The following is a 21392-nucleotide window of genomic DNA, read 5'->3' as shown; positions in this document are numbered from 1 at the left end:
TTTCGTCTGTGGATATTAAGCAATCTCAAGAGTTCTGGTGAGAAGCGAACTGATGCTCTCAGGCTTGATGAGGCGGCCGGTTTCGGGGCGAGGCGGCGGAGGCGACGGTTGGAGAAGTGGGGTGCTTGGCCGGGAGGCTGGTGCCGGGCACAGCAAGGTGTGCCGTCCCACACAGGCATATATGTGCGGGCCTTCGTGCGGCGCGCGGCCTGAGCTCGTTTGAAACCAGAACGGCGCCCAAACCCGGATGCCCTTGAAGGGGGAGAGACCTTGCCAGTTGATAAGTGAATGCATCCCGCGTGTTCTTGAGAGTGCGCAGGATGCCTAGGCAAACTGCGGGCAGGTTGCTAGACAGGTGGATGACGACATCATCACACAGGCGCGCCATGGCTGACAAAGACCAGCAGCACCAGTCCGTTGGAAGTGACGGCGACAAAACCGGTAAACAGCACGGTGAAAAAACCGCTGAGAAAGTGGCTGCCAAGTCCCGCGAAGACCGGCTGGCGGAAGCCCTGCGGGCCAATCTGCGGCGTCGAAAGTCTGCTGCCAAGAGCAGAGATGCCGACTGAGGCAGGCCAACTAAGCATTCCGACGTCCTGACTGGGCTGAGGCCCCGTAAATGAAGTTGAAGTGGTTTGCGCGTATTGGTCTACTTCGGGGCCTGGAAGCGCGAGAAATGCGGCGCATTTCAAAGCATGGGAAGCGCGCTGAGGAGAACCAATCCGGAGATGTCTCAAGACACGAAAATGGCGTCATTGCGTCTCGTCATCGTGCCTGACCGGGCAGGAAGCCGGCTTCGCACACCGTTCCGGACTCGGCTTTTCCATTTCTCAGCCCACTCCGTCTTCATTTATCGGGCCGCACCCTAATCTCGAAATTGCCCGCTCGCCGCCGGTTGCCTGCCTTGCATGGGCCATAAGTTGCGTGTAGACCGCACGCTTGATGTGAGTTTCTTGACGTATGCAAAGGGATGGCTGCGCGATGCGCGTGGCTCCGTTCGGGGAAAAACATGGACAGTATCAAGGTCGTTGGCGGTTCGGAACTGAATGGCGTCATTCCGATCTCCGGTGCCAAAAACGCGGCGCTGCCGCTGATGATCGCGTCGCTCCTGACGGATGAGACCCTGACGCTGTCCAATGTGCCGCGCCTGCGCGACGTTGCCCAGCTGACACAGATTCTGTCCAACCATGGCGTCGACTATTCGGTCAACGGCAAGCGCAGCGGCCAAGATGATCTGGCCGGGCAGACGCTGAACCTGACCGCCCGTGAAATTGTCGACACCACCGCCCCCTATGAGCTTGTCTCCAAGATGCGTGCCAGCTTCTGGGTTATCGGTCCGCTGGTTGCCCGTTGCCACGAAGCGCGCGTGTCGCTGCCCGGCGGCTGTGCGATCGGCACACGGCCGGTGGATTTCTTCATCGATGGGCTGGCAGCGCTCGGCGCCGAGATCGAGATCGACGGCGGCTACGTTATCGTCAAGGCCCCAGGCGGGCTGAAGGGCGCGCGCGTCGAGTTTCCCAAGGTTTCCGTCGGCGCAACCCACACCGTCATGATGGCGGCCACACTGGCCAGCGGCGAGACGGAGATCGTCAATGCCGCGCGGGAGCCGGAAGTGGTCGATCTTGCCAAGTGCCTGAAGGCCATGGGCGCGAAGATCGAGGGCGAAGGCACGTCGACCATCCGCATCCAGGGTGTGCCGCGCCTTCATGGCGCGCATCATGCCGTTGTTCCGGATCGGATCGAAACCGGCACCTACGCCATGGCGGTTGCCATGACCGGCGGCGACGTTCTTCTGCAAGGTGCTCGTTCGGACCTTCTGGAAGCGGCGCTTGAGACGCTTCGTCAGACCGGTGCGGACATCACGCAGACCGCCGATGGCCTCAAGGTTTATCGGAACGGCAACGGCATCCAGCCGGTGGATATCACCACCGAACCGTTCCCGGGTTTCCCGACCGACCTTCAGGCCCAGTTCATGGCGTTGATGACGAAGGCAGGCGGCACAAGCCGGATTACCGAAACCATTTTTGAAAACCGCTTCATGCACGTTCAGGAACTGGCCCGCCTCGGCGCACAGATCCATGTGGATGGCCGCACGGCAACCATCGACGGTGTCTCTGCGCTTCGTGGTGCGCCGGTCATGGCAACGGATCTGCGGGCGTCTGTGTCGCTCGTCATTGCCGGTCTGGCTGCGGAAGGCGAAACGACGGTTAGCCGTGTTTACCACCTCGACCGCGGGTTTGAGCGCCTGGAAGACAAGCTGACCCGCTGCGGCGCGAAGATCGAGCGCATCTCGGCCTGATTGAGGGCTTTGATGTCCTTTGTGGAGGCCCGGGCAGGTTCATTTCTGCCCGGTGGAAGACTGTTGAAGGGCCTGAGGGCTTGCATCCATGCGCCTCTTCATTTGTCTGCGCAGACACGGCCGTCGTCGTCAGATCAAACCCGTGCTTGACAGGCGCGGCGAGACGGCGGGGAACACGCCGTCCCATGGATATCCTGGTTTCCTGAAAGCTACTTCGCCGTATGCCGCTTGATCACTCTTCCCCGAGACGTGAAAGAGGGGCCTGGACCACCGCTGCCGCTGGTCATGATGGCCTCGGCAATGGGGCTGAGGGCAGGGGTGTCGGAGGACCATACGAGCAGGAAATTTGCCCCCACACCACCAGTCGTATCGTTGATTGGAATCAGCACGGTTTTCGACTGGAGCGGGGCGAGGTCCACGGGCGTCTCAAGCAGCTTGCGCAGCAAGGTACCGTCTTCGTTGTGATAATCGACCTGTTGCAGAGTGATCGTGGCTTCAGGGTCGACATTGTGGACGGCAAGCGTCGCCGCCAGAAGGTCGGACCGGTTTGGATGAGAAAAGATCCGCGAGTAGGCCGGCACGTAGATGGTTTCACCAAGCACTTTCTCGGTAAAATCCTGAGCCTGAACCTGTGTCGGCGTCTGAAAAAGAAGCAGGCCAACTGCCAGCAGGCTGAGGCAGATCAATCGTTTCAACATTGCGTGCTCATGCGCTCGTGTGATGTTAGGGTGTCACTTTCCTGAATGCGTACCCTGATTGCAAGACGGTAGGGTGGTAGCAGGTTGTCATTGAGTGGCGCTGGATTGGCCTGCGGGAAGAGGTTGGAGCGACTGCATGACTGCACAGACAATCCGTTTCCTGATCCAGCTGGGCTTTGCCTTTGCGGCCATGTTCGCGGTTGTCTTCGTTCCGGCGCCCTATGGGCCGTCGCTCGGCTTCTTCCTGCTCGTCTTTGGGCTCTGGTTTGGCCGGCGGATCTTCAAGCGAATTGCAACGCTGGACGAGATCAAGGCAGATTTGCGCCAGCGGGTGGATGAGGGCCCTTGACGCTCCCATGGTGCCGTAACGCAGGTTTCGCGGCATTGGACATTGCCAAAACCATCATTCCCCATTAGGCAACAGCCTTGGGATCGGGCAGAAAATCGCTTATATGCGTCCTGCCAGACAACGCATGACCGGATCAGAACAAGAGCAAATGGATCAGCTGAAACTTGCCGCCCTTGACCAGGAAGACCTTCAGGTTCTTTCCGCCCATCTGCAGGACGCGGTGATCACCGTGGCGGATATCCGCTATCTGCCGAAGGAGCAGAAGGCCGTTTTCGTGATGAACCGCTTCGTGTGGGACAAGGAAGCCGACAAGCGGTCGAAGGAACACGAGCGCCGGCGCACGGCGCTGGCCTTTGCTCGGGTAAAGGCCATGAAGGCGCAGAATATCAACCAGAAGGCCAAAGGCGCCGTTCTGGAGCTGCTCGCTGTAACCTTCGAACCGGGCGAGGAACCCGCCGGCACGATTCAGCTCGCCTTTGCAGGCGGTGGTAGTCTCATGCTTGAGGTCGAGTGTATCGAGGCTCAGGTGTCGGACCTCGGAGCTGCCTGGTCCACGCCGAACCTGCCGCAGCACGACCTCAGCTGACGCCCCGCACGGAATGACAGACGGTGCCCGGCACCGCAGACGATGGAGAATTGCGTGGTTCTACGCCTTAACATCAACGACGCCCGTTTCGAAGACCAGTTCAAGGCACTTCTTTCCGGAAAACGGGAAGTTTCCGAGGATGTCGACCAGATCGTTCGCGATATCCTGGAGCGGGTGCGCACGGAAGGCGACAAGGCAGTCCTCGACTATACGGCAAGGTTCGACAGGCTGCAGGCTGAGAGCATGGCCGAACTGAGTGTCTCTACCGCTGAAATTGATGCCGCGCTTGAGGAAGTGCCGCAGGAGACGCTGGACGCTCTGCAGCTCGCGCACGACCGCATTCATGCCCACCATGCCCGCCAGATGCCGAAGGACGACCGCTACACGGATGCCATCGGCGTGGAACTTGGATCGCTCTGGACCGCTGTTGAAGCCGTTGGCATTTATGTGCCCGGCGGCACTGCCAGCTATCCGAGTTCCGTTTTGATGAACGCGGTGCCGGCCAAGGTTGCGGGTGTGGAACGCATTGTCATGGTGGTGCCGAGTCCGGACGGGGTCTTGAATCCGCTGGTGCTGGCTGCCGCCAGAATTGCCGGTGTCACCGAAATTTATCGTATCGGTGGGGCACAGGCCGTTGCTGCCCTTGCGTATGGAACGCAGACAATCGCCCCCGTCGCCAAGATCGTCGGCCCGGGCAATGCCTTTGTGGCGGCGGCCAAGCGCCGTGTCTTCGGCACGGTCGGCATCGACATGATCGCCGGTCCGTCAGAAGTGCTGATTCTGGCCGACAGCGGCAACAATGCCGATTGGCTTGCCGCCGACCTGCTGGCACAGGCGGAGCATGACGGAGCTGCCCAGTCCATTCTGATCACCGACAGCGAAGACCTTGCAGGCGAAGTGGAAGCTGCGGTCGAGGCCCAGCTGAAAACCCTGCCGCGCGAGGATGTCGCCCGGGCCAGCTGGCAGGATTACGGCGCTATCATTCTGGTGGATGATCTGGAAGCGGCAATGCCGCTTGCCAACCGGATTGCTCCGGAGCACCTTGAATTGGCCGTCGCCGATCCCGAAGCGCTGCTGAAGAAGGTGCGCAATGCCGGCGCCGTATTCCTCGGGCATTATACGCCGGAGGCCATCGGCGATTATGTCGGCGGGTCCAATCACGTGTTGCCGACGGCGCGGTCCGCCCGGTTTTCTTCCGGATTGGGCGTGCTGGAATTTGTCAAACGCACCTCGATCCTGAAATGCAATGCGGATAACCTGCGTCAGCTTGGACCGGCAGCAATCGCTCTTGGTGAATCAGAGGGGTTGTCGGCGCATGCGCGCTCTGTTTCCATCAGGCTGAACTTTTAGCTCCCGACTTGAACAAGAGGCTTCGATCAGATGAGCGACCCGCAACCGGATCCCGAACCGCAGAAAACCGGCGGCAAGCTGGTCGACGTGGTTTTGGACGAAGCCTCCATCGCCCGCTCGACGCCGGAAGTGGAACACGACCGCGCCATCGCGATTTACGACCTGATTGAGGAAAACACGTTCCAGCCAGTCGGATATCCGGTGGCAAATTACGTGCTCAACCTGTCGGTGATCGAAAAGAAGCTGGTTTTCCGGATCAGGACCGATGACGACAAGGAAGTCGTCACCCACGTTCTGTCGCTGTCTCCGCTGCGCAAGATCGTCAAGGACTACGACCTGATCTGCAACAGCTATTACGAGGCGATCCGCTACGCAACACCAAGCCAGATCGAGGCGATCGACATGGGCCGGCGGGGTGTCCACAACGAAGGCTCAGCTATTTTGAGGGAGCGACTGGAAGGGAAGATCATAGTCGACATGCAGACGGCGCGCCGGCTGTTTACCCTTGTCTACGCCTTGCACTGGAAGGGCTGAAGGGTATGTCCGGGCCGGGCCTGCGTCCGACTGCGGTCCTGTTTGCCTGCGGAATGAATTCCGTGCGCTCGCCCATGGCCGAAGCGTTGACGGCCAAACTTTTCCCGGGTCAGGTCTATGTCCGCTCCGCCGGTGTGCGATCCGGCAAGGTCGACCCCTTCGTGGACGCCGTGATGGCCGAAATCGGTATCGACATGAGCCGGCACACACCCAAGACGTTCGAGGACCTGGACGAGTCCGGATTCGATCTTGTCGTGACGCTGGCGCCGGAGGCCCACCACAAGGCGCTCGACATGACACGGACGGAATCGGTGGAAGTCGAATACTGGCCGACCCTCGACCCGACGCTTGCCACAGGCAGCCGCGAACGGATCCTCGATGAATACCGCGCTGTGCGCGACCAGTTGATGATGCGTATCAAGAAGCGCCTCGACTGGACCCCGCCGCCAAGCGGCTGATACCGGAGGGTCGGAATGAAGTTTGAAATCACGGCTCCGGTGGTAACGGATCGTCTGGTGCTGCGGCCTCTGGAGGCTGGCGATGCGCAAGCCCTTCACGCCTATCAGTCTCTGCCGGAAACCGCCCGCTACCACTTCTGGGAGCCGCGCAGCCTGGACGAAATCCGGACGAAGCTTGCCGACTGGGTGGAAATGAACCACCTCGAAGGGGAGGGCACGCTCGCCTTTGCTATCGAACGAAGGGAGGAGCCTGGGCTGATTGGCGATGCATCGCTGCGCGTTACCAGCGTCGAGGCGCTTCAGGGCACCATCGGCTTCTCGCTCCACCCGGCCTGCAAGGGTAGGGGTTTTGCAACGGAGGCTGCCGGCGCGCTCTTGAGGATGGGTTTTGAGGACCTGCACCTTCACCGCATTTTTGCCTGCTGCGACGCCCGCAACACGGGCTCCTGGAAAGTGATGGGGCGCCTTGGCATGCGCCGCGAGGCTCATTTCCGAGAACATGCGCGCTTCAAGGGCGGCTGGGATGAGGAATTCTACTACGCCATCCTGGAGGATGAATGGCGAAACAATGTCTGCGAAGACGGGCTAGGCGCTCGTGGCCGGCTGCAGGAGACGGGTTCCGCGCGATGAGCTTGGAAAATCGGCAGTTTCTTTGCGTGGCGGCGGAAAGAAAGGTTCACTTTCGTTCCCTAATCCGTTAGGTTCCCCGGCACCCGCGGGCAGGGCCCGCTTTATTCAGGATATCAAATGGCCAAAGAAGAAGCTCTGGAGTTTCCGGGCGTCGTAACAGAACTGTTGCCGAATGCGACGTTCCGCGTAAAACTGGAAAATGATCACGAAATTATTGCCCACACGGCAGGGCGTATGCGCAAGAACCGGATTCGCGTTTTGGCGGGTGACAAGGTACTTGTCGAAATGACCCCGTATGACCTCACCAAGGGGCGGATCACCTACCGCTTCAAGTAAGCGGGTATTCCAAGGTGACCCCGGCTGCAAGGCTCGCTCTTAGATGACCAATGCCCCTCAGTTGATCCTGGCCTCCGCCTCGCCGCGCCGCCTTGCGCTGCTGCAGCAGATCGGACTGGAGCCGGACCACCTTTTGCCGGCCGATATCGACGAAACGCCGAAAAAGCATGAGACGCCGCGCAGCCTTGCGCTGCGCCTGGCGCGGGCAAAGGCTGAAGCCGTTCGTCAGATGGCCGATGCGTCCGAAGCCATGCAGGACAGTGTGGTGCTGGCTGCCGACACCGTGGTTGCGGTCGGCCGGCGGGCGCTGCCCAAGGCGGAACTGACCGATCAGGCGCTGATGTGCCTGTCTCTTTTGTCCGGCCGTGGCCACCGGGTGTTCACCGGGGTGGCCGTTGCGGAGGCAAACGGCAAGGTTCGTTCCAAGCTTGTCGAAACACGCGTGCGCTTCAAGCGTCTGACGCGCAAGGACATGGACGACTACATTTCCTCGGGCGAATGGCGGGGCAAGGCTGGCGGATATGCCATTCAGGGCCTTGCCGGCAGTTTTGTCGTCAAGCTGGTCGGTTCCTACCCGGCGGTTGTGGGGCTGCCCCTGGTGGAAACCGCAAACTTGCTGAGCTCGGCCGGTTACCCTGTCCATCAGGGCTGGGCGACCGCGGCGGCCTGAGGCTGCCGGCACTGCGTTTGGCAAGCAGACGCCCCATCGCCAACTGCTTTTAAGCAGGTGATTACAGGTCGAAATCCGGAGAGTGAAATGGCCGAAAGCCAGAAACCCGAACGGCGCATGCGCCCTTGTCCGATCTGCTCGAAATTGTCGACGCCGGACGATTATCCGTTCTGCTCGGATCGCTGCGCCAAGATCGATATGAACCGCTGGTTTTCCGAAGGCTACACCATTCCGGTGGTGGAGACCGACGATATCGACGAGAGCAATTTTCCAGACGAAGACCGCTCGTGATGCCCTTGCGGACACTATGAGTCCGCAAGGCTGTTTTCCGGCAAAATAGACGCCAGCTTAAACGTGTCGTCATGCCTGTATTGCAGACAGACCCGGCTGCGCCTTTCCCCTCTTCTGACGCCTTTCCGCTTGGACCCAAGATAGGCACGCCGTTGGCGTTTCGAGAATCTGTATCCGATTGTCCTTTCTGGCTGCTGCTTCTGAAGGGTGATGGATAGAGATGGCGGGATTGTGCGATTTTTAGGCAATGCTGCAAAAATATTTATCCAGCAAAATTTTTTTCAGTTTCACGCCGTCAGGCACTTGCAGCTGTCATAAATCTGCACCAAGATCTTTTTATACCGGCGATCCTGACGTCCTCAATTCCGGTGGTTTCCGGGCGGGGTCTTACCCTTTGTTGGACGTGTGTGGGTCTTTAAGAACACCGGGAAGCCGGCGTCAGGCGTCTCGTTCCTGATACGGCATAACCAACCTATCCAAGGGCGAGGGTCCGATGACAAAACGTATTCTGAGCGCCGCAGTGCTGTCCGTGACCACGGCACTGTCGACGGCAGCCTATGCCGATTATTCGCTGACGATCTTGCACACCAACGACTTTCACAGCCGCATCGAGCCGATCAACAAATACGACTCGACCTGCAGCGCGGAAGACAATGCGGAAGGCAAGTGTTTTGGAGGTACAGCGCGCCTCGACACGATCATCAAGGATCGCCGCGCGGCCAGCAACAACTCGATCCTCGTCGATGGCGGTGACCAGTTCCAGGGCACGCTGTTTTATACCTATTACAAAGGCAAGGCTGCGGCCGAGTTCATGAACAAACTCGGCTACGACGGAATGACCGTCGGCAACCATGAATTTGATGACGGACCTGAAGTCCTGCGCGGTTTCATGGATGCCGTCGAATTTCCGGTTCTGATGTCGAACGCGGATATCTCGAAGGAGCCGCAACTCGCCGATGTTCTCAAGCCTTCGATCGTGATTGAGCGCGGCGGCGAAAAAATCGGCCTGATCGGCCTGACGCCGGAAGACACCGACGAACTGTCCAGCCCTGGCTCGAATGTTTCCTTCTCCGACCCGGTTGAAGCAGTCACCCGCGAGGCAGAAAAGCTCGCTGCTGAAGGCGTCAACAAGATCATCGTCCTCAGCCACTCCGGCTATAAGGTCGACAAGGAGGTTGCTGCCAAGGCTCCTGGGATCGACGTGATCGTCGGCGGTCATACCAACACCTATCTGTCCAACACGTCCGACAAGGCCGAAGGCCCGTATCCGACCATGATCGACGGTCCGGACGGAACGCCGACCGCTGTCGTGCAGGCCTATGCCTATGGCAAGTTCCTCGGTGAGCTGAATGTGACCTTCGACGACAACGGCGTCATCACGGAAGCTTCCGGTGAGCCGATCATCATCGACAACGCCATCGTCGAAAACCCGGAACTGGTTTCGCGGATCAAGGAACTGGCCGAACCGCTTGATGAAATCCGTCAGGAAGTCGTTGCCCAGGCCGACGCGCCCATCGGGGCTGACCGCGAAGTCTGCCGGGCCCAGGTCTGTGAAATGGGAGTTCTTGTTGCCGAAGCGATGCTTGATCGCGTGAAGGGGCAGGGCGTCCAGATCGCAATCCAGAACGGCGGTGGTCTGCGGGCCTCCATTGATGCCGGTGAAATCACCAAAGGCGAAGTCCTGACGGTTCTGCCGTTCCAGAACACGTTGTCCACTTTCGAACTCAAGGGCTCCGATGTGATCGCGGCACTTGAAAACGGCGTCAGCCAGGTGGAAGAGGGGGCAGGCCGTTTCCCGCAGGTGGCCGGTCTGAAGTACACCTTCGACAAGACCAAGCCCGCCGGTGAGCGGATCTCCGATGTCATGGTCCTGGAAGGTGACAGCTATGTGCCGCTGGATCCGGAAAAGGTCTATGGCGTTGTATCCAACAACTACATGCGCGGTGGTGGCGACGGCTACAAGATCTTCGCGACCAACGGCATGAGCGCCTATGACTTCGGCCCGGACCTTGCCGACGTGGTGTCGGACTATCTCGCCAGCAAGAACGGGTATTCCGCTTACACGGACGACCGGATCACCGCAAAATAAGCTGTTCCAGATCCTGACATGTCCTCAGAAGCGCGCCGCTTGCGGCGCGCTTCTTTCGTTTCCGGTTCCACGATGCTGACCCAGTTCGAAGGTCGCTCGCAAAGTGGGGACGTCAAACTGCCGAAGGCAGCAGTGATTTTGCCCCGGTGTCCAGATACGGCATCTGCCGATATGTCCGCTGTGCCTTGAATTTCCGGGATGCTGGTAGCGGCGCAAAACTATTGTTTTTCAGTTGGTTATTTCATTTCAGAGTTTTCAACAGGTGAGGTGAGGCCTTCTGGCAAAAAACTTTGCCGGGGTGCTGGACAAGGTTTCAGGGAGCCTCTATAAGGACCGGGCTTTCAGCGAACGGGGCTCGCCCCGGACCACTTGCAAGGCACGCCCAGATAGCTCAGTTGGTAGAGCAGCGGATTGAAAATCCGCGTGTCGCTGGTTCGATTCCGGCTCTGGGCACCACTCTCCCCCAATATTTTTTAAATATACCAAGATGTTGCTTGGCGTCAGCTTTACCTAAGCCGTCAAGCGAGCACTGTTTCACCGGTGATTGCCCGCAGCACTTCCTGTGCCACGATCCGGGCAACAGGCGTCAGAACCTGTCCTTTCCGGGTCAGGAAGGAATAGGTCTCAACCGATAGGGGGAGCTCGCTTTCCAAAGCGGTAATCGTGCCCGGGCTTCCGTCTGCGCTTTCGGCAAAGCTGGCTGCGACGGACTGGGCAACGGCAGCGATCGAATTGGTGCGCTGTACGGTGGCAATCGTAAACAGGAAGGAAGAGGTTGTCAGCACCTTGGTGGGCAGACCCAGCCCCTTGTCGCGCAGGGCCTGTTCGGCCGTGGTGCGGATTGGGGCGCCAACCGGTGGCAGCACCCAGTCGAAACCAAGCAGGGCGTCAGCGGGTATGGGCGCCGGAACGCGCGTCAGCGGATGATCCGTTCGGGCGACCAGGCAGGCAGGCTCGCGCAGGAGAGGGCGTTCCTCAAACAGATCGGGATCCTCGTCCACCGGCACGCGGCTGAGGGAAAAGTCGAGACGCCCATCTTCCAGCATCGGCGCCAGATCAAGACTGGGGCCGACTTCCACCGATATGGAAATATCCGGGTAGCTGAGGCGGACATGACGTATCGCGGGCAGGATGTATTCGATTGCCGGGCCGGTCACCGAACCGATGCTGACGTGTCCGCTCTGGCCGGACTTGTGCTGTTCGATATCGCGCCCCGCATCGGCGAATTCCTGCAGAATGCGCACGCAGCGTTCGGCCAGTTTGTAGCCGATGTCGGTCAACTCGATTCCACGGCCCGACCGCACGTAGACCTCGGCCTCCGCAACCCGCTCGACTTCGGAAATGAGACGTGAAGCAGCCGGTTGAGACATGCCCAGGGCATTGGCCGCGTCTGTGAGGCGTGAGTGTTTTGCAAGCTCTGCGAGCAATCGCAGATGGGAGATTTTCATTCCCCGCCGCAGCAAGTCCAGGCTCATGGCCAATTTCCATCAGTTCATATCAATCTGGGTATGTAATGATAATGAATAATAATTTGACCGTCATGTCACTTTTCCATTTTGTACTCCTCGGCATCAACCCGTGAATGCCTGTGACTGAATGGGGCCGGCTGGGATCCGGTCCGGGAGGACGATATGAAATTTGTTTCAAAGGCGCTCGTCGCGGTAGCGGCAGCAGCAACCCTTATGTCCGGCGTCGCGCTGAGCGGCGCGGCAATGGCCCAGGACAAGGGCTCCATCGGCATCGCCATGCCGACGAAATCTTCGGCGCGCTGGATCTCCGACGGCAATTCCATGGTCGAGCAGTTCACCGCGGCCGGCTATGACGCAGATCTGCAGTATGCCGAAGACGACATTCCGAACCAGCTCAACCAGATCGAGAACATGATCACCAAGGGTGTGGACGTTCTGGTTATTGCCGCCATCGACGGCACCACGCTTTCCAACGCTCTCGAAAATGCGGCAGCTTCCGGCATCAAGGTTATTGCCTATGACCGCCTGATCCGCGACAGCGGCGACGTCGACTATTACGCCACCTTCGACAACTTCAAGGTGGGCGTGCAGCAGGCAACGTCCCTGGTCAACGGCCTCAAGGAGCGCTTCGGCGACGGCCCGTACAATGTCGAACTTTTCGGCGGATCTCCGGACGATAACAACGCCTACTTCTTCTACGATGGCGCAATGTCCGTTCTGCAGCCGCTGATCGACGATGGCACCATCGTCATCCAGTCCGGCCAGATGGGCATGGACACGGTCGGTACGCTTCGCTGGGATGGTGCTGTCGCACAGTCCCGCATGGATAACCTCCTGTCTGCTCACTACACCGACAAGCAGCTGCACGGCGCTCTGAGCCCCTATGATGGCCTGTCCATCGGCATCCTGTCCTCGCTGAAAGGCGTTGGCTACGGCTCGGGCGATCTGAAGATGCCGATCGTCACCGGTCAGGACGCCGAAGTCCCGTCCGTGAAGTCGATCCTGGCCGGCGAGCAATACTCGACCGTTTTCAAGGACACTCGCGAACTGGCCCGTGTCACGGTCGGCATGGTTGACGCTCTTCTGGGTGGCGGCGAGCCGGAAATCAACGACACCACCACCTACGACAACGGTGTGAAGGTTGTTCCGTCCTACCTCCTGGAGCCGGTGTCCGTCGACGCCAGCAACTGGGAAGAAGTGCTGATCGGCAGCGGTTACTACACCGAAGATCAGGTCAAGTAACGACCGAAACGGCCTGGAGCATCCCGCGTTCTGGCGAATGTAAGGAAGATGCTCCGGCCCCTCAACAAGGGTCAGCCTCAGGAGGTTCAATCCAAACCGATTGAGCCTCCGCTGATCCGGCAGCACTTACCGCCCATCGACATGAAGTTTCCGTTCTTCCCGCAGTGCTGGAAGCATGGAACGCACCCGGACCCTGATTGTCCGGCGCGACGGGCGGCTCTTTCCTCGGAATTCGGAGAACGGGGTCGATGGCACTCCTTTCCATGCAGAACATCAGCAAGACCTTTCCCGGCGTGAAGGCGCTGGACCGGGTCAATCTGGATGTCCAGAAAGGCGAAATTCACGCTGTCGTCGGCGAGAATGGCGCAGGCAAATCCACGCTCATGAAGGTTCTGTCCGGCGTCTATCCGCACGGACAATATGACGGCGAGATCGTTTTCGAAGGCGAACCAGCCCGGTTCTCCGGCATCTCGGACAGTGAAAAGCAGGGCATCATCATCATTCACCAGGAACTTGCCCTGGTGCCGCAGCTATCGATCGCGGAAAACATCTTTCTGGGCAACGAATGTGCCCGCAAGGGCGTGATCGACTGGCGGAAAACCAATCAGCGCACCGAAGAACTGCTCGCCAAGGTCGGTCTTTCGGAGCCGCCGACGAGCAAGGTCGATTCCATCGGTGTCGGCAAGCAGCAGCTTGTCGAAATCGCCAAGGCGCTGTCCAAGGACGTCAAGCTGCTGATCCTGGACGAGCCGACCGCGGCGCTTCAGGAAAATGACAGCCGGAAGCTGTTGGACCTGATGCTGGAGCTCAAGTCGCAAGGCGTCACCAGCATCATCATTTCGCACAAACTCAACGAAGTCCGCTACGTCGCAGACAGTGTCACCGTGATCCGGGACGGCATGACCGTGTCGAACCTCGACGCCAAGGCAGGCCTGAGCGAGGACGATATCGTCCGCGACATGGTCGGCCGGGACATGACCCACCGGTTCCCGGAACACAGCCGCACACCCGGCGATGTTCTGATGGAGGTTGCCGACTGGTCCGTCTGGCATCCCGAACATTCCGAACGGCAGGTGATCAAGAATGCCTCGTTCAACGTCCGTGCTGGAGAAGTCGTCGGCATTGCCGGGTTGATGGGCTCCGGCCGGACCGAACTGGCCATGTCCATCTTTGGCCGCTCCTACGGCCGCAACATCACTGGTTCGGTCAAGCTCAAGGGGCAGCCGATTGATGTCAGTACGGTGGATCGCGCGATTTCGGCGGGCATTTCCTACGTCACCGAAGACCGCAAGGCTCTGGGGCTGGTGCTGGACGAGACGATCCGGTTCAACACGACGCTCGCCAACCTGGACGGCGTTTCCTCCGGTCCTATCCTCAAGCGCAACGAGGAAACCCGCGTTGCCGAGCGATACCGGGAAGCTCTGGCGATCCGCACCCCGTCGGTGTTCCAGAAAACGGTCAACCTCTCCGGCGGCAATCAGCAGAAGGTGGTGCTGGCCAAATGGCTGTTCACCGCACCTGAAGTGCTGATCCTGGACGAACCGACCCGCGGTATCGACGTCGGCGCCAAATACGAAATCTACACCATCATCAACGACCTCGCCGCGCAGGGCAAAGGCGTGGTCATGATCTCGTCCGAGATGCCGGAACTGCTCGGCATGTGCGACCGGATCTACGTCATGAACGAAGGGGCTCTCGTTGGCGAACTTGCCGCCGGCGATGCGAGCCAGGAGCGCATCATGTCGCTCATTGTCAACGAATGAGAGAAAAACCCATGGAACTGGCTGATAGCGACACCAATGCAACGCCGGTCGTGAAGACCAAGGGCATCGGCGAGTACATCTCCTCGCATATGCGGCAATACGGTCTGTTGTTCGCGCTTATCGCGGTCATGGCCTTCTTCGAGGTCGTCACCGATGGCACGCTGCTGCGTGCGGTGAACATCACCAACCTGCTGCTGCAGAACTCCTACATCATCATCATGGCGCTCGGCATGTTGATCGTCATCGTTTCGGGCAACATCGACCTGTCGGTTGGCTCGGTGATGGGCTTCATCGGCGCGCTTGCCGCCGTCATGATCGTCAACTACGACCAGTCGCCCTATCTCACGATGATCGTCTGCCTTGCCATCGGCGGAGTGATCGGCGCTGCCCAGGGATACTGGGTCGCCTACTGGAAGATACCGTCCTTCATCGTGACGCTGGCCGGCATGCTTGTTTTCCGCGGCCTGTCGCTCTGGCTGCTGGAAGGCCAGTCGGTTGGTCCGTTCCCGAAGGAATTCCAGATCATCGCAACCGGTTTCGTGCCGGATCTGTTCCCGGCCGGAATAGGGGAAGCGCTGGCGGATCTCTTCGGGGCTCGCAAGGTCAACGTTCTGGCGCTTGCCACCGGCATCGCCGCTGCGGCCCTGGTGGTGTGGATCGGGCTGCGCCAGCGGGCCCAGAACAAGGCCTATGGCATCGAGGATGAACCCACCAGCTTCTTCGTTGCCCGCAACGTGATCATCGCCTCCGCACTGATTTTCGTGATGTTCAAGCTGTCCCTGTTCCGGGGCCTGCCGAACGTGCTGATCACCATGGGCATCCTGACGATCATCTATGCCTTCATCACCGAAACCACCACGGTCGGCCGGCGGATCTACGCGCTCGGCGGTAACCAGAAGGCTGCCAAGCTCTCCGGTATCAAGACCGAACGGCTGACCTTCCTGGCCTTCACCAACATGGGTGTGCTGGCTGCGGCAGCGGGGCTGGTCTTTGCCGCGCGCCTGAACACCGCAACACCCAAGGCGGGCTTTGCACTGGAACTGGATGTGATCGCGGCCGTCTTCATCGGCGGTGCGTCCATGTCCGGCGGGGTCGGCACAATCATTGGCGCGGTCGTCGGCGCTTTCCTCATGGGCGTGCTCAACAACGGCATGTCGATCATGGGGATCGGTATCGACTACCAGCAGATGATCAAGGGTCTCGTGCTGCTCGCAGCCGTCATTTTCGATGTCTACAACAAGAACAAGCAGGGGTAACTCTATGCTGATTTCCCAGATCCTGGATGATGCCGGCAATCGGGCCGTGGTCGTCCGCAACGGCAGCGAAGCCTCTGTCCTGAAGGGTGTTGCTTCCACTTACGAACTCGTTCAGGAGGCCATTGGAAAGGGCCAGAGCCTGACCGAATGCATCCGTGGTCATGAACTTGGCGCGGCTGTCGATCTGGAGCAGCTCGCTTCAAAAGGCCGGCTGCTGCTGCCGATCGATCACCCGGACGCCGCCCATATGCATCTGACCGGCACGGGCCTGACCCATCTTGGATCCGCCGCGACCCGCGACGCGATGCATGCCAAGGCCAAGACCGACAATGCCAACGTCACGGACAGCATGAAGATGTTCCAGCTCGGTCTGGAAGGCGGCCGTCCGGAGGCCGGGCAGGTCGGTGTTCAGCCGGAATGGTTCTACAAGGGCAACGGGTCTTGCGCCGTGGCGCCGGGCGGCGAACTTGTCAGCCCTGGCTTCTGCGAAGATGGCGGCGAAGAACCGGAAGTTGCCGGCATCTATGTCGTTGCGGAGGACGGAACGCCGTTTCGTGTTGGCTTTGCGCTCGCCAACGAATTTTCCGACCACGTCATGGAACGCCAGAACTATCTCTACCTGGCGCATTCCAAGCTGCGTCCGGCCTCCTTCGGGCCGGAACTTCTGGTAGGTCCGTTGCCGGAGAAGGTCGAGGGCACCAGCCGGATCTACCGCGACGGTGCCGTGCTGTGGGAAAAGCCATTCCTGTCGGGTGAGGCCAACATGTCTCACACGCTGGCGAACCTCGAACACCATCATTTCAAATATGACGTTTTCCGCCAGCCGGGCGATCTGCACGTGCACATGTTCGGCACGGCAACGCTTTCCTTTGCCGATGGCATTTCCTGCCGGGAAGGGGATGAGGTGGAGATTTCCGCGCCGGGCTTCGGTGTTCCCCTCAAAAACCGGCTGGCTTTCAAGGCTGCGGACGCCGGGGCAGCTCAAGTGAAGGTTCTGTAGATCATGGCATTCAAACCGGCAAAATGGCCGCGCAAGCTGCGGTCGGCCGAATGGTTCGGCGGCACCAGTCGCGACCACATCTATCACCGCAGCTGGATGAAGAACCAGGGACTGCCGGACGACCTCTTCGACGGTCGCCCGGTCATCGGCATCTGCAATACCTGGTCGCAGCTCACACCCTGCAACGCGCATTTGCGCGATCTTGCGGAGCGGGTCAAACACGGGATCTACGAGGCCGGAGGTTTCCCGGTCGAGTTCCCCGTGTTCTCGACGGGCGAGAGCACGCTGCGTCCAACGGCGATGATGTTCCGCAACCTTGCCAGTATGGATGTGGAAGAAGCGATCCGGGGCACACCGCTCGATGGCGTCGTCCTGCTCGTCGGCTGCGACAAGACCACGCCCTCACTGCTGATGGGCGCGGCATCCGTCGATATTCCGGCGATTGTCGTCACCGGCGGTCCAATGCTGAACGGCTGGTTCCAGGGTGAGCGCGTCGGGTCCGGCACGCATCTGTGGAAATTCTCCGAGGCCGTGAAGGCTGGCGAGATGACTCAGGAAGAATTTCTGGAGGCCGAAGCCGCCATGAGCCGATCTCCGGGAAGCTGCAACACCATGGGCACGGCGTCCACCATGGCCTCCATGGCTGAAGCGCTCGGCATGGCCCTGTCCGGCAATGCGGCGATCCCGGCCGTCGACAGCCGCCGCCGGGTGATGGCGCATCTGTCCGGACGGCGGATCGTGCAGATGGTGAAGGACGACCTGAAGCCGTCCGACATCCTGACCCGGGAAGCCTTCGAGAACGCAATGCGCACCAACGGTGCCATCGGCGGGTCCACCAATGCCGTCATCCATCTGCTGGCCATTGCCGGCCGCGTCGGCATCGATCTCTCCCTTGATGACTGGGACAAGGCAGGCCGCGACATCCCGACCATCGTCAACCTGATGCCGTCCGGCAAATACCTGATGGAAGAGTTCTTCTACGCGGGTGGTCTGCCGGTGGTGATCAAGCGCCTCGGCGAGGCGGGCATGCTCAACAAGGACGCCATCACCGTTTCCGGCGAGACCATGTGGGACCAGGTCAAGGACGTGAAGAACTGGAACGAGGATGTCATCCTGCCGGCGGACAAGGCGCTGACCAGCCAGGGAGGCATCGCGGTGCTGAAGGGCAACCTGGCCCCCAATGGCGCCGTTCTGAAACCGTCCGCCGCGTCGCCGCATCTGATGCAGCACAAGGGCAGGGCCGTGGTCTTCGAAGACATCGATGACTACAAGGCAAAGATCAACGACGACGCGCTCGATATCGACGAGACCTGCGTCATGGTGCTGAAGAACTGTGGTCCTAAGGGTTACCCCGGCATGTCGGAAGTCGGCAACATGGGGCTGCCGCCGAAAGTGCTGAAGAAAGGGATCACCGACATGGTCCGCATTTCGGATGCGCGCATGTCCGGAACGGCCTACGGCACGGTTGTCTTGCACACGTCTCCGGAAGCCGCCGCCGGCGGCCCGCTGGCGGTCGTCAAAGACGGTGACATGATCGAACTGGATGTTCCGAACCGGAAAATTCATCTGGATATTTCCGAGGAGGATCTGGCCGCACGGCTTGCGGACTGGAAGCCGTCGCACCATGTTCCGGAAAGTGGCTACGCGCGGTTGTTCCATGACCGTGTCCAGGGTGCCGACACAGGCGCCGATTTCGATTTCCTGAAAGGCTGCCGCGGCTCCGCCGTGCCGAAGGATTCACATTGATGGCAGAAAAACTGGCGCTGGTGGGCATCGGCAAAATTGCCCGCGATCAGCATATTCCTGCAATTACCGGCAATGCCGACTGGCAACTGGAAGCGGCGGTCAGCCGACACGCCGCTGTTGACGGCATCGATCATTTCGAGACGATCGATGCGCTGTTGGAAAACCGGCCGGACATCACCACGGTGTCGCTGGCCATTCCGCCGCAGCCGAGGTTCGAGTACGCGGCCAAGGCCCTGAAGGCCGGCAAGCATGTGATGCTTGAAAAGCCCCCGGGCCAAAGCCTGGCCGAATGCTACGCGCTGGAAGCCCTGGCAAAGGAAAACGGGGTGACGCTGTTCGCGACCTGGCATTCGCGCTACGCCGATAGCGTGCCGGCGTTGAAGGCCTTTCTGGCCGAACGCACGTTGAAACGGCTCAAGATCACCTGGAAGGAAGACGTCCGCCGCTGGCATCCCGGCCAGGAATGGATCTGGGAACCGGGGGGCATGGGTGTGTTCGATCCGGGCATCAATGCGCTGTCGATCCTGACGGAAATTCTGCCTTACCCGGTTCACATCACCGCTGCGACACTGGAGTTTCCGCAGAACCGGGAAACACCGATTGCCGCCGCGCTGACCTTTGTCGACCCGGCAGGTGCGCAGATGTCCGCCGATTTCGATTGGCGTCAGGAAGGCCCCCAGACGTGGGACATCGACGTGGAAACCGACCGGGGCACTGCAAAGCTGTCACTCGGTGGCGAGAGGCTGGAAATTGATGGTGAGCCCGTTATACAGGGAGCGAACCATGAATATGCCAACCTTTACATCCGCATGGCGGATCTGGTGAAGTCTGGCGCGAGCGACGTCGATCTCTCGCCAATGATTCATGTTTGCGACGCCTTTTCTCTCGGGCGGCGCGTCATCACTGATCCGTTCGAATTTTAATCACTCTTCAAAACCAGAAGGTTGGACATGACATTTATGCCTCACGGTAAGCAGCTTGTTGCAGGGCAATGGGTTGCCAGCGATGCGACATTCACCTCCGAACCGGCGCATGGCGCGGCTCATTCTTTCTCCATGGGAACCATCGAGCAGGTCGACGCGGCTTGCCGGGCAGCGGAAGAAGCTTTCTGGAGCTACGGGTACTCCAGCAGCGAGAACCGGGCGAAGTTTCTGAACGCCATTGCCGACGAGATCGAGGCACGGGCGGACGCCATTACCCAAATCGGGACCTCCGAAACCGGACTGCCGGAAGCGCGCCTTCAGGGCGAACGCGGCCGCACAACCGGCCAGCTTCGACTGTTTGCCTCGCATATTCTGAAAGGCGAGTATCTCGACAAGCGTCACGATGAAGCTCTGCCGGATCGCCAGCCTCTGCCGCGCCCGGACCTGAAGCTGGTGCAGCGCCCAATTGGGCCCGTCGCGGTCTTCGGTGCATCCAACTTCCCGCTGGCGTTCTCGACGGCCGGTGGCGACACGGCATCTGCACTGGCAGCGGGCTGTCCCGTGGTCGTACGCGGCCATCCGGCGCACCCGGGCACGGGCGAAATCGTCGCCGAGGCCATTGCGGCGGCCATCAAGTCCTGCGGCCTGCATCCGGGCGTCTTCTCCTTCATCCAGGGCAATGGCCATGAGGTTGGCCAGGCGCTGGTTCAGCACCCGCTGATCAGCGCTGTCGGCTTCACCGGTTCGCTGCGCGGCGGCCGTGCCCTGTTCGACCTGTGCGCACAGCGCGCCGTGCCGATCCCCTTCTTCGGTGAGCTTGGTTCGGTCAACCCGATGTTCCTGCTTCCCAAGGCCGTGTCCGCACGCGGCGCGGAACTGGCCAAGGGCTGGGCCGGGTCACTGACGATGGGCGCCGGTCAGTTCTGCACCAACCCGGGCGTTCTTCTGGTGCTCGAAGGTCCGGACGCTGATGCCTTTGTGAAAGCGGCCACCGAAGCCCTCAATGGCATGGGCAAGCAGACGATGCTGACAGACGGCATCGCAGACGCCTTTCGGTCGGGTTCCAAACGGGTCGCCGCGTCCAGTGGCGTTCGTGAGCTGATCGGCACCTCCTGCGAAACCCGTGAAGCCGCGCCTTACGTCTTTGAGACCACCGGCGACAACTGGCTGGCCAACGAGGAACTGGGTGAGGAAGTCTTCGGCCCGCTCGGCATCGTGGTGCGCGTCAAGGACGAAGCGCAGCTTCTGGAAATCGCCAAGGGCCTGGAAGGCCAGCTCACCTGCACATTGCAGATGGACTCAGGTGACATGGACCTCGCCCGCAAGCTGATGCCCGTGCTGGAACGCAAGGCTGGCCGCGTACTGGCCAACGGCTTCCCGACCGGTGTGGAAGTTGCCGACAGCATGGTTCACGGTGGACCTTACCCAGCGTCGACCAACTTCGGTGCCACCTCCGTCGGCACCCTGGCCATCCGCCGCTTCCTGCGTCCGGTTTGCTACCAGAACCTGCCGGACGACCTGCTGCCGACGAACTGAGCCGGCAAGTGACCAGATAAAGACCTCATCCTGAGGAGCGCACCTGTGCGCGTCTCGAAGGATGGGCCGCTTGCTCAGAGCAATGTGCCCATCCTTCGAGACAGGCCTGCGGCCTTCCTCAGGATGAGGTTTTTGTTTATAATATTGGGAAGTCGGACTGTCGGCTG

The 21392-nt window shown here is 60.2% G+C and carries 21 protein-coding genes and 1 tRNA gene; 19 read left to right on the top strand and 3 right to left on the bottom strand.

Annotated elements, in window-relative coordinates:
• Positions 1 to 371: 371 nt before the first annotated feature.
• On the bottom strand, positions 372 to 587 hold the full coding sequence (locus tag FMN63_RS29505; RefSeq protein WP_162530030.1) for a hypothetical protein: 216 nt from the start codon (positions 585 to 587) through the stop codon (positions 372 to 374).
• 422 nt (positions 588 to 1009) lie between these two features.
• On the opposite strand from FMN63_RS29505, the gene murA reads away from it, so the two are divergent.
• Complete coding sequence (gene murA / locus FMN63_RS14695) at positions 1010 to 2299, top strand: UDP-N-acetylglucosamine 1-carboxyvinyltransferase (protein WP_148584693.1); 1290 nt, start codon at positions 1010 to 1012, stop codon at positions 2297 to 2299.
• Positions 2300 to 2508: 209 nt separating this feature from the next.
• Here the strand turns inward: murA and FMN63_RS14690 are convergent, their stop codons facing one another.
• A complete protein-coding gene (locus tag FMN63_RS14690) occupies positions 2509 to 2997 on the bottom strand; it encodes a DUF3124 domain-containing protein (protein ID WP_148584692.1) in 489 nt (162 codons plus the stop codon).
• Between the two features lie 136 nt (positions 2998 to 3133).
• Here FMN63_RS14690 and FMN63_RS14685 point away from each other — a divergent pair, with 136 nt between their 5' ends.
• From FMN63_RS14685 to FMN63_RS14635, 11 genes are all read left to right on the top strand, one after another.
• Positions 3134 to 3346 carry a hypothetical protein gene (locus tag FMN63_RS14685; protein WP_148584691.1) on the top strand — a complete coding sequence of 71 codons (213 nt, stop codon included), beginning with the start codon at positions 3134 to 3136 and terminating at the stop codon, positions 3344 to 3346.
• A gap of 148 nt (positions 3347 to 3494) precedes the next feature.
• Positions 3495 to 3932 carry a DUF2948 family protein gene (locus FMN63_RS14680; protein WP_148584690.1) on the top strand — a complete coding sequence of 146 codons (438 nt, stop codon included), beginning with the start codon at positions 3495 to 3497 and terminating at the stop codon, positions 3930 to 3932.
• Between the two features lie 42 nt (positions 3933 to 3974).
• Positions 3975 to 5282, top strand: coding sequence for a histidinol dehydrogenase (gene hisD / locus FMN63_RS14675; RefSeq protein ID WP_148584689.1), 1308 nt, complete (start codon positions 3975 to 3977; stop codon positions 5280 to 5282).
• A 30-nt stretch (positions 5283 to 5312) separates the two neighbouring features.
• Positions 5313 to 5816, top strand: a complete 504-nt coding sequence (locus FMN63_RS14670) for a UPF0262 family protein (RefSeq protein WP_148584688.1) — start codon at positions 5313 to 5315, stop codon at positions 5814 to 5816.
• A 5-nt stretch (positions 5817 to 5821) separates the two neighbouring features.
• A complete protein-coding gene (locus tag FMN63_RS14665; RefSeq protein WP_148584687.1) occupies positions 5822 to 6274 on the top strand; it encodes an arsenate reductase ArsC in 453 nt (150 codons plus the stop codon).
• 15 nt (positions 6275 to 6289) lie between these two features.
• Complete coding sequence (locus FMN63_RS14660; protein WP_148584686.1) at positions 6290 to 6904, top strand: GNAT family N-acetyltransferase; 615 nt, start codon at positions 6290 to 6292, stop codon at positions 6902 to 6904.
• A 117-nt stretch (positions 6905 to 7021) separates the two neighbouring features.
• The gene (infA, locus tag FMN63_RS14655) at positions 7022 to 7240 is read left to right on the top strand and encodes a translation initiation factor IF-1 (protein ID WP_006939340.1); all 219 of its coding nucleotides are present in this window, start codon (positions 7022 to 7024) and stop codon (positions 7238 to 7240) included.
• A gap of 43 nt (positions 7241 to 7283) precedes the next feature.
• The gene (locus FMN63_RS14650) at positions 7284 to 7910 is read left to right on the top strand and encodes a Maf-like protein (protein WP_006939342.1); all 627 of its coding nucleotides are present in this window, start codon (positions 7284 to 7286) and stop codon (positions 7908 to 7910) included.
• An 87-nt stretch (positions 7911 to 7997) separates the two neighbouring features.
• Positions 7998 to 8201 carry a DNA gyrase inhibitor YacG gene (gene yacG / locus FMN63_RS14645; protein ID WP_148584685.1) on the top strand — a complete coding sequence of 68 codons (204 nt, stop codon included), beginning with the start codon at positions 7998 to 8000 and terminating at the stop codon, positions 8199 to 8201.
• 493 nt (positions 8202 to 8694) lie between these two features.
• The gene (locus FMN63_RS14640; protein WP_148584684.1) at positions 8695 to 10290 is read left to right on the top strand and encodes a bifunctional metallophosphatase/5'-nucleotidase; all 1596 of its coding nucleotides are present in this window, start codon (positions 8695 to 8697) and stop codon (positions 10288 to 10290) included.
• A gap of 380 nt (positions 10291 to 10670) precedes the next feature.
• Positions 10671 to 10746: transfer RNA gene (locus FMN63_RS14635), tRNA-Phe, on the top strand.
• 62 nt (positions 10747 to 10808) lie between these two features.
• Here the strand turns inward: FMN63_RS14635 and FMN63_RS14630 are convergent.
• Positions 10809 to 11765 carry a LysR family transcriptional regulator gene (locus tag FMN63_RS14630; RefSeq protein WP_148584683.1) on the bottom strand — a complete coding sequence of 319 codons (957 nt, stop codon included), beginning with the start codon at positions 11763 to 11765 and terminating at the stop codon, positions 10809 to 10811.
• 156 nt (positions 11766 to 11921) lie between these two features.
• Here FMN63_RS14630 and chvE point away from each other — a divergent pair, with 156 nt between their 5' ends.
• The 7 genes from chvE (at position 11922) to FMN63_RS14595 (ending at position 21225) form a co-directional block, all read left to right on the top strand.
• Complete coding sequence (chvE, locus tag FMN63_RS14625) at positions 11922 to 13001, top strand: multiple monosaccharide ABC transporter substrate-binding protein (protein ID WP_148584682.1); 1080 nt, start codon at positions 11922 to 11924, stop codon at positions 12999 to 13001.
• A 248-nt stretch (positions 13002 to 13249) separates the two neighbouring features.
• Positions 13250 to 14764 (top strand): multiple monosaccharide ABC transporter ATP-binding protein, encoded by a 1515-nt coding sequence (gene mmsA / locus FMN63_RS14620; RefSeq protein WP_148584681.1) that lies wholly within the window; start codon positions 13250 to 13252, stop codon positions 14762 to 14764.
• 11 nt (positions 14765 to 14775) lie between these two features.
• On the top strand, positions 14776 to 16020 hold the full coding sequence (gene mmsB / locus FMN63_RS14615; RefSeq protein ID WP_148584680.1) for a multiple monosaccharide ABC transporter permease: 1245 nt from the start codon (positions 14776 to 14778) through the stop codon (positions 16018 to 16020).
• A 4-nt stretch (positions 16021 to 16024) separates the two neighbouring features.
• Positions 16025 to 17020 (top strand): AraD1 family protein, encoded by a 996-nt coding sequence (araD1, locus tag FMN63_RS14610; protein WP_148584679.1) that lies wholly within the window; start codon positions 16025 to 16027, stop codon positions 17018 to 17020.
• A gap of 3 nt (positions 17021 to 17023) precedes the next feature.
• Entirely contained in the window at positions 17024 to 18766 is a 1743-nt protein-coding gene (gene araD, locus FMN63_RS14605) for an L-arabinonate dehydratase (protein ID WP_205514030.1), read from the top strand.
• A complete protein-coding gene (locus FMN63_RS14600) occupies positions 18766 to 19689 on the top strand; it encodes a Gfo/Idh/MocA family protein (RefSeq protein WP_148584677.1) in 924 nt (307 codons plus the stop codon). Before araD ends, FMN63_RS14600 begins: the two co-directional genes overlap by 1 nt.
• A 27-nt stretch (positions 19690 to 19716) precedes the next feature.
• The gene (locus FMN63_RS14595) at positions 19717 to 21225 is read left to right on the top strand and encodes an aldehyde dehydrogenase (NADP(+)) (RefSeq protein WP_148584676.1); all 1509 of its coding nucleotides are present in this window, start codon (positions 19717 to 19719) and stop codon (positions 21223 to 21225) included.
• Positions 21226 to 21392 lie beyond the last annotated feature (167 nt).

Source organism: Stappia sp. BW2 (assembly GCF_008107695.1).
Classification (GTDB): Bacteria; Pseudomonadota; Alphaproteobacteria; order Rhizobiales; family Stappiaceae; genus Roseibium.
Note: the sequence above shows the minus strand (reverse complement) of the source record. Positions and strands in the feature narration are given on the sequence as shown.

What these genes read in the sequence shown, in the direction of transcription:
- mmsA (WP_148584681.1), top strand. Translation starts at nt 13,250, where the DNA reads ATGGCACTCCTTTCCATGCAGAACATCAGCAAGACCTTTCCCGGCGTG.
- FMN63_RS14595 (WP_148584676.1), top strand. Translation starts at nt 19,717, where the DNA reads ATGACATTTATGCCTCACGGTAAGCAGCTTGTTGCAGGGCAATGGGTT.
- infA (WP_006939340.1), top strand. Translation starts at nt 7,022, where the DNA reads ATGGCCAAAGAAGAAGCTCTGGAGTTTCCGGGCGTCGTAACAGAACTG.
- araD1 (WP_148584679.1), top strand. Translation starts at nt 16,025, where the DNA reads ATGCTGATTTCCCAGATCCTGGATGATGCCGGCAATCGGGCCGTGGTC.
- FMN63_RS14660 (WP_148584686.1), top strand. Translation starts at nt 6,290, where the DNA reads ATGAAGTTTGAAATCACGGCTCCGGTGGTAACGGATCGTCTGGTGCTG.
- hisD (WP_148584689.1), top strand. Translation starts at nt 3,975, where the DNA reads ATGGAGAATTGCGTGGTTCTACGCCTTAACATCAACGACGCCCGTTTC.
- FMN63_RS14650 (WP_006939342.1), top strand. Translation starts at nt 7,284, where the DNA reads ATGACCAATGCCCCTCAGTTGATCCTGGCCTCCGCCTCGCCGCGCCGC.
- FMN63_RS14600 (WP_148584677.1), top strand. Translation starts at nt 18,766, where the DNA reads ATGGCAGAAAAACTGGCGCTGGTGGGCATCGGCAAAATTGCCCGCGAT.
- murA (WP_148584693.1), top strand. Translation starts at nt 1,010, where the DNA reads ATGGACAGTATCAAGGTCGTTGGCGGTTCGGAACTGAATGGCGTCATT.
- FMN63_RS14685 (WP_148584691.1), top strand. Translation starts at nt 3,134, where the DNA reads ATGACTGCACAGACAATCCGTTTCCTGATCCAGCTGGGCTTTGCCTTT.
- chvE (WP_148584682.1), top strand. Translation starts at nt 11,922, where the DNA reads ATGAAATTTGTTTCAAAGGCGCTCGTCGCGGTAGCGGCAGCAGCAACC.
- FMN63_RS14640 (WP_148584684.1), top strand. Translation starts at nt 8,695, where the DNA reads ATGACAAAACGTATTCTGAGCGCCGCAGTGCTGTCCGTGACCACGGCA.
- FMN63_RS14665 (WP_148584687.1), top strand. Translation starts at nt 5,822, where the DNA reads ATGTCCGGGCCGGGCCTGCGTCCGACTGCGGTCCTGTTTGCCTGCGGA.
- FMN63_RS29505 (WP_162530030.1), bottom strand. Translation starts at nt 587, where the DNA reads ATGCTTAGTTGGCCTGCCTCAGTCGGCATCTCTGCTCTTGGCAGCAGA.
- FMN63_RS14630 (WP_148584683.1), bottom strand. Translation starts at nt 11,765, where the DNA reads ATGAGCCTGGACTTGCTGCGGCGGGGAATGAAAATCTCCCATCTGCGA.
- FMN63_RS14690 (WP_148584692.1), bottom strand. Translation starts at nt 2,997, where the DNA reads ATGTTGAAACGATTGATCTGCCTCAGCCTGCTGGCAGTTGGCCTGCTT.
- mmsB (WP_148584680.1), top strand. Translation starts at nt 14,776, where the DNA reads ATGGAACTGGCTGATAGCGACACCAATGCAACGCCGGTCGTGAAGACC.
- yacG (WP_148584685.1), top strand. Translation starts at nt 7,998, where the DNA reads ATGGCCGAAAGCCAGAAACCCGAACGGCGCATGCGCCCTTGTCCGATC.
- araD (WP_205514030.1), top strand. Translation starts at nt 17,024, where the DNA reads ATGGCATTCAAACCGGCAAAATGGCCGCGCAAGCTGCGGTCGGCCGAA.
- FMN63_RS14680 (WP_148584690.1), top strand. Translation starts at nt 3,495, where the DNA reads ATGGATCAGCTGAAACTTGCCGCCCTTGACCAGGAAGACCTTCAGGTT.
- FMN63_RS14670 (WP_148584688.1), top strand. Translation starts at nt 5,313, where the DNA reads ATGAGCGACCCGCAACCGGATCCCGAACCGCAGAAAACCGGCGGCAAG.